The sequence below is a fragment of the Kiloniella majae genome (assembly GCF_002118315.1).
In the GTDB taxonomy this organism is placed as follows: Bacteria; Pseudomonadota; Alphaproteobacteria; order Kiloniellales; family Kiloniellaceae; genus Kiloniella; species Kiloniella majae.
In genome coordinates this window covers 915480-929407 of the sequence record NZ_MTSZ01000001.1, presented here as the reverse complement: position 1 = coordinate 929407, position 13928 = coordinate 915480, and the positions used below count along the sequence as shown (strand labels likewise).

Here is a 13928-nt window from a genome sequence, read left to right as displayed (position 1 = left end):
TTAAATAATGCGTCATAAATTATGAGGGGAGGATAGGAAGGGTTTGAGCTGATTTTTTGAACTGATTGGGGCAATCCAGGGAAAAATGGCACAAACTTGCCACAGTTTAAGCAAAACAACCTGTGAGTTTTAGCCTCTTGATATTGATCGCTTACGAACCTGAAGGAGAAGATGATGATAACGCGGGGTGTTATTTCGATTGTTTGCATTGGGGCGTCTTTAATCTTCTCTGGTTCTGTCTGGGCTGAAAGTATCACTGGGCAAAGCCTTGCAGAGGCCGCCTTGGAGCGAACAACACAGAATGTTGTTTATGATGGTAGTTACCATTCAATTGCTTATCCCGGTGGTGATGTGCCTGCGAACATTGGTGTTTGCACAGATGTGGTGATCCGTAGTTACCGGGCGCTGGGAGTTGATTTGCAAAAGCTGGTCCACGAAGATATGCGAGCAAACTTTGCCAGCTATCCAAAGATATGGGGATTGAAATCAACAGATAGAAACATCGATCACCGCCGTGTTCCAAACTTGCGGGTTTTCTTTACCCGCCACGGCCAATCTCTGCCTTTGTCAGAAGCATCCGAAGATTATTTACCGGGTGATCTTGTAACCTGGAATCTCAATAAAAGCGGGTCATTGCCGCATATAGGTATCATCAGTAATCAGAAATCATCCAGCGGCGTGCCATTGGTCGTTCACAATATTGGTTTCGGGCCGCAGCTCGAAAATATGTTGTTTGATTATAAAATGACCGGGCATTACCGTTATATAGAACGGTAATGCAGTTACTTCTTAAAGGGGCCGAGTTCGCAGAGCATTTCGATCTCACGATCAACTGCAGAGTTTTCGCTTTGTAAAAAGCGGGCAATGGCATCGCGGAAATTGGGATCGGATATGCCGTGGAGGCTGTAAGTTTTGGTCGGAAGGTAACCGCGCTGGATTTTATGCTCTCCCTGCGCCCCGGCTTCCACCCGCTTGAGGCCATGGGTAATGGCATAATCGATTGCTTGATAGTAACACAGCTCAAAGTGCAGGTTTGGATAGTGACCGTGTGAACCCCAGTTCCGACCATATAACGTATCTCCACCCACCAGATTAAGGGCACCAGCCACCATTATCGGGCTGGCGTATGACTGGTCCCATGCGGTGCTCAGAATGACTTTGCTAGCGAGTTTTGATCCCAAAAGCTGAAAGAAATCACGATTGAGATAATCGTGCGCATATTTCTTATCTACTGTATTGAGATAGAGCTGGTAGAACTGATCACAAATTTCAGAGGTTAGATCGTCACCGGTTAAAGTCTTTATTTCCAAACCATGACTGTGCGCCTCGCGGCGTTCTTTCCTGATGGCTTTTCGTTTGCGAGAGGACAGGGCGCTTAGGAAATCGTCAAAGCTTTGATAGCCATTATTTTCCCAGTGGTACTGCATCCCGGTACGGGCGAGGAGCCCGGCTGCTTTTAGCTCGTGCCATTCCTGTTCTGTGGTAAAGGTCAGGTGCAGGGATGAAGCTTCATACTGTTGCAGGATCTGAAGCATGGCATTGATGAGGGCCAGACGTAGCTCTTTTGTTTCTTCCGGCGTGGTGGGGGCAATCAGCAGGCGTTTGCCTGTCACCGGACTAAAGGGTACTGCAGACTGTAGTTTGGGGTAATAGGCACGTCCCGCACGCTCGTAGGCGTTGGCCCAGCTCCAGTCAAAGACGTATTCGCCATAGGAATGGCTTTTCAGATAGAGCGGTGCACAGGCAACGATGGTCCCGTTATCGCCCATAATCGTCAGGTGTTGAGGTTGCCACCCCGTTTCAGCGCAAACAGATTCGCTTTCTTCCAAAGCGGATAAGAAGGCGTGGGAAATAAAGGGGTTATTGTCTGGGGCATCGTTCCGGGCACAGCGATCCCAGGCTTCTGGCGGAATAGTGTTTATGCCGGGGTGAACTTCGACGCGCAACTGGCTCATTCAGGACCTGATTAATCAAGGCGGGATAAGAAAATACTGTTCGCTAAAAATAGGAAGATAAGCTTGTGGATACAAGAACCGGTTTTGTCTTATCTCGTAGATAAGCAAAAGGCAGGCTGTGGAGCCTGCCTTTTGCTGTGATTTCTTCCGGCTTGATTCCTTCGAGAGGCATTAACCGATAAAGAATACCTTAGTCAATTTCAGCAACACAATCGACTTCAACCGCAATGCCCAATGGCAGGCTAGGCGCTGAAACAGCAGCACGGGCGTGAACGCCTTTGTCACCGAAAACTTCGACCATCAGGTCTGACACACCATTGATGACTTTAGGCTGATCAACAAAGTCAGGTGTGGAGTTTACAAAACCACCAAGTTTCACGATGCGCTTTACGCGATCGAGATTACCATCTGTTGCCGCGCTCAGCTGTGCAATGATGTTGATGCCGCAAAGACGGGCTGCTTCCTGGCCTTCTTCAACAGACATGTTGTCACCAAGCTTGCCTTTGTAGAGGATTTCACCGTCTTTAGCAGTGATCTGCCCTGAAACAAAAACGGTGTTGCCGGATGTTACGTAACCGACATAGTTTGCAACTGCTTTTGCAGGCTGAGGGACTTCAATTCCAAGTTCTTTCAAACGGGCATCAACTGTACCAGTCATGGCTCTATCCTTATGATTTTATAACTTTACCTTGTAAGAACGCGCCCCTTTTACAGGGATCTCGTTTGTATTCCGGGGACGTGTTCTCAAGCCTGTAGAAGAGCAAATAGATCTATGGTTTTCCCATACGTAATTTGTATTCAGCTCTTCCCAACTTTAAAAACTGCGCGAATTTTATCCTTCCTGCTTCCAGACGCAAGCAAAGTTCGCAAAAGAGCACGAAAAAACAGAATTTTTAAATTCAACTATCGCATTTGAGGAACATTCTGTCGTTTATGTTCTACTGATTTTGCGAATCTATAGAGTGTCATGTTGCTCGCTTATGATAGGAGCTTTGGCTGTTTACACGGTTTATAGTTAAAGTGGGGCTGACATATATAGCTGAAAAAAATGTCATAATTTACTTCTTTGTAAGAGTTGATCCTCGAACAATCATCTTGCCATTTATATTTAGCTGAAGCGGTTTGACTTCATCGTTAAAAATATATTCTAGTGCTGTCGTTGCCAAGATTTCGGTTGGCTGTCTGATTGTCGTCAAGCGGGGGGTAATTAAAGATGCAAGAGCAATGTCATCGAACCCTGTAACTGCAACATCCTTGGGCACATTGAAGTTTAAATCCCGGGCTGCGCGGAGAACACCAATAGCCTGTTGATCACTAGCTGTTGCAATTGCAGTGGGCCGCGGGGAACTTTCTTCTGTTAGTATTTTGCGGGCGATCACTTCGCCAGAATTATAATCAAACTGTCCTTCGTAGATTTTAAGATTAATTCGTGAACTTGAAGCGCAAAGCTTTTCAATTTGCGAGACAAACCCACTTTTGCGAGTTCTGCCAACTTCTGTATTTTGTGGGCCAGCTATATAGGCGATTTCACGGTGCCCTAGCTCATAAAGATGGTTGGCTATCTGTGCGGATCCATCCGAATGGTCAGTGGTTACGAGAGGATAGTTCTCAAAACGTCTATCCAGCGAGACGATCGGTATTGTCGTTTCAAAACCAAGTTCTCCGCTATCATTAGCGGCGACGATAATAATACCCCGAGGGGCGCGATCCAGCAGGGTAGAGATTTGCTGACGCTCAGTCTCTGCATTATCATGAGAGTTGGCTAACATAACCGAGTGCCCCCGTTTGGCGGCCTCTGTTTCAATTGATTTAGCTAGTTGAGCAAAGAAAGGGTTGGTGATATCGGGGACCACCAGGCCAATGACATCTATGCGATTGGTTCTAAGCGCCCGGGCGGCGAGGTTTGGTTTGTAACCCAACTCAGCCACGGCTTCTAGGACACGCTCTTTCAGAGGCTGTTTGACGGCGGCATTGTTGGAAATCACTCTGGAAACGGTTCCAACCGAGACACCTGCTCTTTTTGCCACATCCCTCACTGTTGGCATCTATCCTGATCTCCGACATTGATACTGTGAATGTTATCACATATACAGACTGAACCTAAAAGCTCCAGAGCCTCACTTTCTTGAAATTAGCTTTGGCTGTTTTAATTAACCTCTTTATCCCCCTTAAAAGGCAACCCCACTTACAAGGATGATATTGGCATAGGGTGTAACCTCTCCAGTTCGGATGATGGCTTTTGATTTCGCAGTCCTCTGCTTTAGCTCTTCGTGAGAAATCTCCTTGCTGATAATGGGAGCCTCTATTTCACTGGCCCAGAGATCAAGCTCTTTTTTGATTTCTTGAAGTGCGGTTGGTGCAATCTCACGAGCGTAAATGGCTTCTTCTATAATCAATTCAGACCTGAGTGCCCGAAGCACATCGTGAAATCTGGGTAAGCCAGGGATTATAGCCAGATCAATGACTTCAACCCCTTTGGGAGCTGGCAATCCCGCATCTGTCACGACGATTTCGTCAAAGTGTCCCAGGCTTGCAATCAGGGCACTCAGGTGTCTGTTGAGAAGCTTTCGACGTTTCATTTTATTTTGCCGCAAACTTCGCACGATAGTGATCAAGAACAACAGCGATAATGATGACCACGCCGGTTATCATCTGGCGCATAAAATCGCTTAACCCGATGAGAATTAATCCATTGGCAAGGACACCGATGATAAAGGCACCGATCAGCGTGCCGATAACAGATCCCCGTCCGCCACTGAGACTGGTGCCGCCAATAATCACAGCGGCAATGGCATTGAGCTCGAAACCGATCCCTGCGATGGGGCTGGAGATGTTGAGGCGCGCCATGTAAACGATTGCGGCAATGCCCGCAGTAAGACCACAAATGGTAAAGGCCGCGACTTTGTACCAAAAGACAGGATGCCCCGCGAGACGGACAGCTTCTTCATTGTTCCCTATGCCATAGAGCAAACGGCCAAAAACTGTGCGGTTCAGGATAAACCAAGCCAGCAGAACGAGAACCAGAGCAACCAGAAAAACTACTGGAATTCCATAGATCATAGCTGAGCCAAACTCTTCAAAGGCGAAGGGGAAGGAATAGATAGTTTGTGCTTCAGAGACTTGTAGCGCAGCGCCACGGGCGATGTTGAGCATGCCCAGGGTAATGATAAAGGAGGGGAGGGCCCAGTAGGAACTGATCACCCCGTTCAAAAGGCCACAGACAAACCCTGCCGTGATGGCAGCCAAGCAAGCCAGCAGGATGACTTCCGTGGTGCCAAATCCCGGCAGGGTTATTGCTTTACCCGCAACGACAGCAGCAAAGGCCATAACGGAGCCCACAGAGAGGTCAATGCCCCCGATAAGGATGACAAAAGTCATACCTACTGCAAGGATTAGATTTATGGTGATTTGGGTTAGAATATTTGTGATGTTATTGGCATTGAGAAAGTGCTCGGTAAAGACCGAGAAAAAGATGATCAGTGCCAAGAGAGCGAGGCCAATTCCGGCTTTGTTAATCAGGGCGCGTAGGGAAAATTCGTTACTACGTGACTCGCTTAGGACGTCAGTTTGCCTGGCCATTAATGGATTCCTTTAGTGTCGGTCGTTTGGCCATAGGCCATTTGCAGGATTTTTTCTTCGGAAAACTCTGATCTTGAGAGTTCTCCGCGCAGCTGATGATCTGCCAAGACCAGAATTCGGTCTGAAAGTGTCATAAGTTCGGGCATTTCTGATGAAACAATCAGAAGGGCTACTCCCTCTTTGGCGAGGTCCTTAAGGATGGAGTAAATCTCAGCCTTTGCTCCCACATCAACCCCACGGGTTGGTTCATCCAAAATGAGAATTTTAGGGTTGCGAGCCAACCACTTAGCGAGGACAACCTTCTGTTGGTTGCCTCCGGACAGGCTGGAGGCAGGATCAGACGTTTTGCCGTATTTGAGTTTGAGCTTTTCGCCCCCTCTCCGGGCCTGCAGGCGTTCCTTGGTAAAGCTTAGTAAGCCCTTGCTTGAGACGCTTGCCATATTTGCCAGGGATACGTTTGCGGCAATAGGCATGTCGAGAATGAGGCCTTCGTCCTTGCGGTCTTCGGTAACAAAACCAATTCCAGAGGCAATAGCATCCCGTGGTGCCTTGAACTCTATGGCCTGGCCATCTCGCTCAAGTTTGCCACTTCGTACGGGATCTATTCCAAAAATCCCGCGCAAAAGTTCTGTTCTTCCTGCGCCGACGAGGCCAGCAATCCCTAAGATTTCTCCGTAACGGAGATCAAAAGAGATGCCGTCGTTGTGTGGATTGTCCTCTATGCAGAAATCTTTCAGTTTCAGAGCAACCGAGCCTACAGTATGCTCGGGGACGGCATTGTTCATCTCTTCGGCTAGTTTTCGACCAACCATATGCCCGACGACACCTTCTGGTGTCGTATCTTCAATTTTCTCTGTAATAATGGTTTCACCGTTTCGGAACACGGTGACCCGATCACAGGTCGCAAAGACTTCATTCAAGTGGTGGGTGACAAAGACTACAGTGACCCCTTTTGCTTTGATGCCTTCGATAATTTTAAAGAGACGAGAGGTTTCACGCTCGGTTAGGGTCGCTGTTGGTTCATCCAGAATAAGGATCTGACTTTCGGATTGCAGGGCACGGGCAATTTCAACTAACTGTCTGTGAGCGATCCCCAGGTTTTGAACTGTTGTACGGACATCTACGTCACTCAAGCCAATAGCATCAAGGGCTCGGCGAGCGCGTCGGTTCATTTCCTTGCGATCGAGCAGGCCAAAGTGTGTTTTGGGCATGGCTTCTATGGAGATGTTTTCGGCAACGCTCAGGTGGGTGAGAAGGTTAAACTCCTGATGAACAACCTGAACGCCGTTTGCTTTTGCTTCCTGAGGATGACGGGGCTGATAATTGTTGCCACTTAAAATGATCTCCCCGGCATCAAAGGGGAATACGCCAGATAGGATTTTGATTAGTGTCGATTTTCCGGCACCATTTTCACCGACCAAGGCGTGAACTTCGCCTTGTTTTAGAGAGAAATTAACCCCATCGAGTGCCTTTACGCCTCCAAAATGTTTTTTCAGATTGGTAACAGCCAAGATTATTTCTGCTTTGGGCGCAGTCGCTGAATTTTGTGTGTTAGTTCGGAAGCTTTGCTCTAGGGCGGCCATGAGGGGAATTCCGCTACGTACTTTGTAAGTTTTCAGTGTTAGTGAGTAATAAAAAAGATCCTGCCCGTGAAGACGCCGGACCGTGAAGACACCGGAAATGTACGGTGCCGCACAAGCAGGAGGTCAACATTTATTACTTGTTGGTCACAAGTTCGATTGGGGTTTTTACCCAACCTTCCAACTGTGGGCCGCCAGCGATAACATCGAGGGCAAGATCGATGGAATTGGCAGCCATGTCTTGGCCAAACTGATCGACAGTGGCGAGCATACGGCCATCTTTAATCATAGGGCCAACCGCTGGGATATTGTCAAAACCAACGACGGTGATGTCTTTACGCCCAGCTGATTCGAGGGCCTTTACGACACCAATAGCCATAGAATCATTGGCTGCCATAACACCCTGGATGTCTGGATGGGCAGTTAGAATATTAGAGAAGACTGTGTTGGCTTCTTCTGTTTCCCAGTGAGCTGTCCGACTATCTACAAGATCGAGTTTGTAGTCTTCAACGGAAGCTTCGAAACCAAGACGACGCTCGTTAGCATTATCTGCTCCGGGATTACCTTCAATGATCACAACCTTGCTACCTGCGCCAAGCAATTCACCAAGAGCATCACCAGCGAGTTTAGCGCCGCCTCGATTATCTGGTCCTACAAAAGCAAGCTCAACACCCTGTTGTTTTTTTGCTTCCGCATCCAAAGAAACGTCAAAGTTTATTACAACGATACCCGCTTCCATGGCACGTTTTAGTGGACGAACCATGGCACGGGAATCAGCAGGAGCAATAACAATAGCGTCTACCCCTTGAGTGATAAAATTTTCAACCGCATTTATCTGGGATTCAAAGTCGGTTTCATTCTGCATCCCAACGGCGCGGAGTTCGTAATCACCACGTTTTTTCTCGTGTTCCTTAGCGCCTTCTAACATGTTCTGGAAAAACTCGTTTGCCAGAGATTTCATAATCAAACCAACAACGGGTTTGTCTTCGGCCTGAGCGGAACCGGCTAGCAATGCAATGCTGGTTGCTGCGGCGGCGGCAATTTTCATAAATTTCATTTGATTCTCCCTAAAATTCAGATGCCATAATTCGTTTGTTTTTTCTTATATTTGGCAATGAAACTATGAATGCATAGGTAGAAATAATTGTCAATATGAAACGTTTCATATTTATGAATGCATTCATTTTAAAGGGTGTCGATTAAACGAGGGCTTGTTAACTAAGTGTGCTCGGTAAAAGTTTTTGAAAAGTTGGTTCACAATACCACGTAATTGACCACGTAATTGAGGGGTTTATTTGAGGTGGTCACGAAAGAACAAAGATATTTGGTAAGAAAAAATAATTTAAAGAAATCACTTTAAACAAATTAGTTAATGTCGCTGAAAAGGAACTTAGGGATGAGCAATGTCCAAGTTTAATTCTGTTCAAAGATTTTGTTTTCTTCGCAGCAAAAAGGGTGGCCAAAGCCACCCTTTTTGCTGCGAAGAAGCGGGAAGCGACAAGAGAGATCTTGATCTTGTCGCGCTCACCGCACCTCTATCAGTCATCCCTCACGATGCCCCCACCGCGATGACTGAAAAACTGCTCCGTTAGGAGCAACCTGTTGTCCCGCCGCAGGTATCGCATTTCAGGCAGGTACCGTTACGGACAAGGGTAAAGTTTCCACACTCAGGGCAAGAGTCGCCTTCGTAGCCTTTCATGCGGGCTTCACGAACTTTTTCCATGCGTGGGTTGGCGGATTTTGTGGTCGTTGTTTCCACAACCGTTTCCGTTGGGGCGGGTGTTACAACTTCTTGTGCAACTTCAGCGGTTGCTGCTGAGGCTACGAGTTCTTCTGTTGGGCGACCACCGTTTACAACAACCAGTTTGTTCCGAACATAACCAGTAGAGGCTACGCGACGAACGGTTTCTGCAACAGCATCTTCCGGCTTTGGTGGGTTGCTTTCGCCATCACCTCTGCCCAACGTGTCTGGTGTGATGTCTGCTGGTTCCACATGGGCTAGATCATTACGGCCAAGGTAGGAAACAGCCAGTTCACGGAAGAGGTAATCAAGGATGGACGTTGCCATCTTGATGACGTCGTTGCCTTCGACCATGCCTGATGGCTCAAAGCGTGTGAAGGTATAGGCTTCGACATACTCTTCCAAAGGAACGCCGTATTGCAGGCCGATGGAAATCGCGATAGCGAAGTTGTTCATCAAGCTGCGGAAGGCCGCGCCTTCTTTGTGCATATCAACAAAGATTTCACCCAAAGCACCATCTTCGTACTCACCCGTACGCAGGTAAACCTTGTGGCCACCAACGATGGCTTTTTGTGTGTAGCCCTTACGGCGTGATGGCAGCTTTTTACGCTCGGTAATCGTCTTTTCGATAACGCGTTCGATGATGCGCTCGGCAACGATTTCAACACGTTTAGCTGATGATGCTTCTTCCATTTCCTCTTGCTCATCTTCATCGAGTTCAAGAAGAACACCGGAAGAGAGAGGTTGAGAAAGCTTGGACCCATCGCGGTACAGCGCATTGGCTTTTAGGCCGAGTTTCCAAGACAGCATGTAAGCGTCTTTACAATCATCGATAATCGCATTTGCCGGCATGTTGATTGTTTTGGAAATGGCGCCGGAAATAAATGGCTGGGATGCCGCCATCATACGAATGTGGCTTTCGGCAGAGAGGAAACGCTTACCGGTTTTACCGCATGGGTTCGCACAGTCGAAAATAGGTAGGTGCTCGTCCTTAAGGTGAGGTGCACCTTCTAGGGTCATGGAGCCTGTGCAATAGATGTTTGCAGCATCAATGTCTTTGCGGTTGAAACCTAGTTCAACAAGCATGTCAAAGTTCATGTCGTTGAGCTGTTCGTCCTTGAAGCCCAATACATTTTTGCAAAGATCGTCACCAAGGGTCCATTTGTTGAAAATGAACTTGATGTCAAAGGCACTACCAAGACCAGCTTCAACCGTTGCGATTGCTTCGTCTGTGAAGCCTTTGGCTTTCAGGCTGTCATGGTTGATACCAGGCGCATCTTTCAGCGTGCCATGACCAACAGCGAACTTGATGATTTCATCGATTTGTTCTTCGCTGTAGCCCAAGTTGCTCAATGCACCAGGTACTGTGCGGTTGATGATTTTGAAATAACCACCGCCAGCAAGCTTTTTGAACTTCACGAGGGCGAAATCAGGCTCAATACCGGTGGTATCGCAATCCATAACAAGACCGATTGTTCCTGTTGGAGCAATCACAGTGGTTTGTGCGTTACGATACCCGTGCTTTTCACCAAGCTCTAATGCCTGATCCCAAGCGGCTTTGGCTGCTTCAACCATGTTTTGATCAGGGCAGTCTTTGGCAACGATTGGCACAGGCAGAACTTCTAGTTCTTCATAGCCAGCTTCTTCACCATAAGCAGCGCGACGGTGGTTGCGCATTACGCGCAGCATGTCTTTTTTGTTGAGATCATAGCGTTTGAACGCGCCGAGCTCACCCGCCATTTCAGCCGATGTGGCATAGGCTGTACCGGTCATAATCGCGCTGAGTGTCGCACAGATGGCGCGACCTTCATCTGAATCATAGGAGACGCCCGTGGACATCAACATGCCGCCGATGTTGGCAAAACCCAGACCGAGTGTACGGAACTCATAAGAGTATTGAGCGATTGATTTTGACGGGAATTGCGCCATCAAAACGGAAATTTCCAGCGCGATGGTCCACAGTCGTGTTGTGTGAGTGTAAGCTTCGATGTCAAAGCTACCGTCTTCGCGCAGGAAGGTCATCAGGTTCATGGATGCCAGATTACAAGCTGTATCGTCCAGGAACATGTACTCAGAACAAGGGTTGGAGCCGTTAATGCGACCAGACTTGGGGCAGGTGTGCCACTCGTTAATCGTGGTATCATACTGGATGCCGGGATCTGCACAAGCCCAAGCCGCGTGTGAGATCTGATCCCAGAGGTCACGCGCTTTAACCGTCTTTTGAACTTTTCCATCTGAGCGACGGATCAAATCCCAATCGCCATCTTCTTCTAGAGTTTGGAAGAAACCGTTGGCAACACGCACAGAGTTATTGGAGTTCTGGCCGGATACTGTCAGATAGGCATCTGAATCCCAGTCGGTGTTGTAGGTTTCAAATTCAATGTTTGTGAAGCCTTGTCCCGCGAACTGAAGTACACGCTGAACGTAGCTCATGGGAACTTCGTGACTGCGGGCCGCTTTGATAGCTGCCTTTAGCGTGGTGTTCTTGCGCGGATCAACCCGATCTTTGCCAGAAAGCTGATCTGTATTACAGGCTGCCATGATTTTGGTCAGATGTGTCTGACAAATTTTGGAGCCAGCAACCAGTGCGGCAACTTTCTGCTCTTCAACTACTTTCCAGTTGATGTATTCCTCGATATCCGGGTGGTCCAGATCTACGGTTACCATTTTTGCAGCACGACGTGTGGTACCACCTGATTTGATTGCTCCGGCAGCACGATCACCAATTTTGAGGAAGCTCATCAGACCGGAAGATTTTCCGCCGCCTGAAAGAGGTTCTGCAGCTCCACGAACGCGGGAGAAGTTCGTGCCAGTTCCAGAGCCATATTTAAACAGACGTGCTTCACGAACCCAAAGGTCCATGATGCCGTTCTCGTTTACGAGATCATCGTCAACGGATTGAATGAAGCAGGCATGTGGCTGTGGATGCTCATATGATGATTTTGATTTGGTGAGCTTGCCAGATTTGTAATCTACATAGTGGTGACCTTGGCCGGGACCATCGATACCATAGGCCCAATGTAGGCCAGTGTTGAACCACTGTGGAGAATTTGGCGCTGTCATCTGATTGGTGAGCATATAGCGCATTTCATCAAAATAGGTACGAGCGTCTTCTTCGCTATCGAAGTAGCCGCCTTTCCAGCCCCAGTACGTCCAGGTACCTGCCAGGCGGTCAAAAACCTGTTTGGCAGAAGTCTCACCAATGATGCGCTCATCTTCGGGGATGTCAGACATTGCATCGTGATCTGGTTCTGAGCGCCACAACCATGACGGGACAGAGTTTTCTTCTACACGTTTAAGTTTTTGGGGGATACCGCGTTTGCGGAAGTACTTCTGCGCGATAATATCGCAAGCCACCTGGCTCCAACTTGTTGGAACTTCAATGTCTTTAGCCTGGAAGACTATAGAGCCATCCGGATTTTTGATTTCACTGGTTGTAAAGCGAAATTCAATTGCGTCGTAGACGTCTTTCCCGGTTTCCGTAAAGCGACGTGCGATGCGCATGCCGTATCCCCTTTAAATATAACAAGACTCGTTAATAAAGCTCCGGAAACAAGGGTGTTGATATCCTATTCCAGAGCTCACTCATATCACTTGGTCCACAAGTCTAGGACTCTGCGGATTTCTGCAAGTAGAAGCACATTTTGTTGATCTGAAGTGATTTAACCACAATATTTGGTTGTCGTCATCACTATTTTGCGTATTGACACACAATTTTTTTTGTCCCCGTGCTTGAATAAGCCTGTGGATAAATCTGTTGATGAGAAGAGGATGAAATCTATTGTGTCTGAAAAGTGGCGGAAAAATCAAACTCTTTCACGGATATATAAAATGCGATTTTATTTATTTAAAAACGTGAAAAAAATATCTGGGGCAATTTCGAATCTAGTTGGAATATTCCAGTATGAATAGTGTCAGGTTTTCATTACCGATTCGTGTCAGTAAAAAGAAAATCAAACGGTTACATTGTAACACCAAGCTCTGATTATGCGGCTGTGTTATCGTAAATCGCTGAAATATATAGGTCTAACCAATAGGTTGTAATAACAGAAAATATTCGTGAAATAATTCACTTTGATGCGTAAGGTAGATTGAGAAGACGCAAAAGCTGATTCTTTATGTTTAAGATACGGGTATACGAACGGGGCGATAACAGGAAATAACAACCGCGCTTAAAACAAAAAGTGATCCAATTATCTGAGCTTGATTTAAGGTCTCGTTCAAAACAATGATGGCAGTCATAATGGTAACAACGGGCTCTATGTTAAAGAGCATGGCTGTTCTGGATGGACCAACAAAATTGACTGTTGCGATTTGTCCCAAAGTTGCCAACAGATAAAGTAGGGCAATTGCGATAGAGAGAGACCAGCCAATCCATTGATCAGACCATTGGTCCGGCAGGCTGATATTGCCATCCAGGAAAAGATACAGGCAGGTTAAAACGGTCGCGACGATGTTTACATAAAACACAATTGTCAGATTGGGAATGTGGCTGACCACCGATCTACTGATAATTAGCGTACCAGATATGGAAAAAGCGGCCCCCATAACAAACAGTACGCCCCGCCAGTCCAGTTCTTTTATATTTGTGCCCAAAGCGATTGTGATGCCGGTGAAGGCAAGGATGGAAAGTCCGAGTTGGATGAAACTTGGCAAACGTCTTTGCAGTAACGGATCGATTACGGTGACAATAACCGGATAGGTATAAAACAAGATGGCGCCGAGACTAACAGGAATATATGTAACGGCAGAAAGATAACAGACGGTCACGCTGAAAATAAGCAACCCCATGCTAAAGAGGGGAAGTATTTTATTTTTAGGTATAGCTAATGCGCTTTTAGTAACTAAGACGACGGTCGCCATAATTAGGCTACCAATGATAAAGCGTATGATCGTTGCACTACTGGCAGTAACCCCAAGAGTATGAGCAAAGGGAAAGATTGGTGTGATCAGCCCAAAGGCTGTACCGCCAGCAATGCCTGTGGCTATGCCAGCGAGTGGGAGCTTCTTTGTTTTTGCATTGCTCAACGATCGTACTCTTTTGAATGATAGACACTCTGGGTTTTGTTATTT

The 13928-nt window shown here is 47.2% G+C and carries 11 protein-coding genes; 2 read left to right on the top strand and 9 right to left on the bottom strand.

The annotated features are described in order from the left end of the window. The first annotated feature begins 171 nt into the window (after positions 1-171). Positions 172-777, top strand: a complete 606-nt coding sequence (locus BKB51_RS04420) for a DUF1287 domain-containing protein (RefSeq protein WP_085899863.1) — start codon at positions 172-174, stop codon at positions 775-777. Between the two features lie 5 nt (positions 778-782). On the opposite strand, the gene BKB51_RS04415 is transcribed toward BKB51_RS04420, so the two are convergent. The 7 genes from BKB51_RS04415 to BKB51_RS04385 all read right to left on the bottom strand — a co-directional run bounded on the left by BKB51_RS04415 (position 783) and on the right by BKB51_RS04385 (position 8171). Further along, complete coding sequence (locus BKB51_RS04415; protein ID WP_085899862.1) at positions 783-1955, bottom strand: GNAT family N-acetyltransferase; 1173 nt, start codon at positions 1953-1955, stop codon at positions 783-785. Between the two features lie 190 nt (positions 1956-2145). Next, positions 2146-2613, bottom strand: coding sequence for a RidA family protein (locus tag BKB51_RS04410; protein ID WP_085899861.1), 468 nt, complete (start codon positions 2611-2613; stop codon positions 2146-2148). 400 nt (positions 2614-3013) lie between these two features. Continuing rightward, a complete protein-coding gene (locus BKB51_RS04405; protein ID WP_085899860.1) occupies positions 3014-4000 on the bottom strand; it encodes a LacI family DNA-binding transcriptional regulator in 987 nt (328 codons plus the stop codon). Positions 4001-4123: 123 nt separating this feature from the next. Then, complete coding sequence (gene rbsD / locus BKB51_RS04400; protein ID WP_085899859.1) at positions 4124-4534, bottom strand: D-ribose pyranase; 411 nt, start codon at positions 4532-4534, stop codon at positions 4124-4126. 1 nt (position 4535) lies between these two features. Continuing rightward, positions 4536-5534, bottom strand: a complete 999-nt coding sequence (locus tag BKB51_RS04395; protein WP_085899858.1) for an ABC transporter permease — start codon at positions 5532-5534, stop codon at positions 4536-4538. Beyond that, positions 5534-7117, bottom strand: coding sequence for a sugar ABC transporter ATP-binding protein (locus tag BKB51_RS04390; protein WP_085899857.1), 1584 nt, complete (start codon positions 7115-7117; stop codon positions 5534-5536). The genes BKB51_RS04395 and BKB51_RS04390 overlap by 1 nt, the downstream gene beginning before the upstream one ends. A gap of 133 nt (positions 7118-7250) precedes the next feature. Continuing rightward, on the bottom strand, positions 7251-8171 hold the full coding sequence (locus tag BKB51_RS04385) for a sugar ABC transporter substrate-binding protein (protein WP_085899856.1): 921 nt from the start codon (positions 8169-8171) through the stop codon (positions 7251-7253). A gap of 346 nt (positions 8172-8517) precedes the next feature. Here BKB51_RS04385 and BKB51_RS04380 point away from each other — a divergent pair, with 346 nt between their 5' ends. Then, on the top strand, positions 8518-8706 hold the full coding sequence (locus BKB51_RS04380; protein WP_085899855.1) for a hypothetical protein: 189 nt from the start codon (positions 8518-8520) through the stop codon (positions 8704-8706). Here the strand turns inward: BKB51_RS04380 and BKB51_RS04375 are convergent. Both BKB51_RS04375 and BKB51_RS04370 read right to left on the bottom strand, forming a co-directional pair. After that, positions 8703-12359, bottom strand: a complete 3657-nt coding sequence (locus tag BKB51_RS04375) for a vitamin B12-dependent ribonucleotide reductase (RefSeq protein WP_085899854.1) — start codon at positions 12357-12359, stop codon at positions 8703-8705. The two genes, BKB51_RS04380 and BKB51_RS04375, sit on opposite strands and share 4 nt — an antisense overlap. A 618-nt stretch (positions 12360-12977) precedes the next feature. Next, positions 12978-13883 carry a DMT family transporter gene (locus BKB51_RS04370; protein ID WP_085899853.1) on the bottom strand — a complete coding sequence of 302 codons (906 nt, stop codon included), beginning with the start codon at positions 13881-13883 and terminating at the stop codon, positions 12978-12980. Positions 13884-13928 lie beyond the last annotated feature (45 nt).

Excerpts from the sequence above, each read along its gene's own strand:
- BKB51_RS04385 (WP_085899856.1), bottom strand. The coding sequence starts at position 8,171 with ATGAAATTTATGAAAATTGCCGCCGCCGCAGCAACCAGCATTGCATTG.
- BKB51_RS04420 (WP_085899863.1), top strand. The coding sequence starts at position 172 with ATGATGATAACGCGGGGTGTTATTTCGATTGTTTGCATTGGGGCGTCT.
- rbsD (WP_085899859.1), bottom strand. The coding sequence starts at position 4,534 with ATGAAACGTCGAAAGCTTCTCAACAGACACCTGAGTGCCCTGATTGCA.
- BKB51_RS04375 (WP_085899854.1), bottom strand. The coding sequence starts at position 12,359 with ATGCGCATCGCACGTCGCTTTACGGAAACCGGGAAAGACGTCTACGAC.
- BKB51_RS04415 (WP_085899862.1), bottom strand. The coding sequence starts at position 1,955 with ATGAGCCAGTTGCGCGTCGAAGTTCACCCCGGCATAAACACTATTCCG.
- BKB51_RS04395 (WP_085899858.1), bottom strand. The coding sequence starts at position 5,534 with ATGGCCAGGCAAACTGACGTCCTAAGCGAGTCACGTAGTAACGAATTT.
- BKB51_RS04380 (WP_085899855.1), top strand. The coding sequence starts at position 8,518 with ATGTCCAAGTTTAATTCTGTTCAAAGATTTTGTTTTCTTCGCAGCAAA.
- BKB51_RS04410 (WP_085899861.1), bottom strand. The coding sequence starts at position 2,613 with ATGACTGGTACAGTTGATGCCCGTTTGAAAGAACTTGGAATTGAAGTC.
- BKB51_RS04405 (WP_085899860.1), bottom strand. The coding sequence starts at position 4,000 with ATGCCAACAGTGAGGGATGTGGCAAAAAGAGCAGGTGTCTCGGTTGGA.
- BKB51_RS04390 (WP_085899857.1), bottom strand. The coding sequence starts at position 7,117 with ATGGCCGCCCTAGAGCAAAGCTTCCGAACTAACACACAAAATTCAGCG.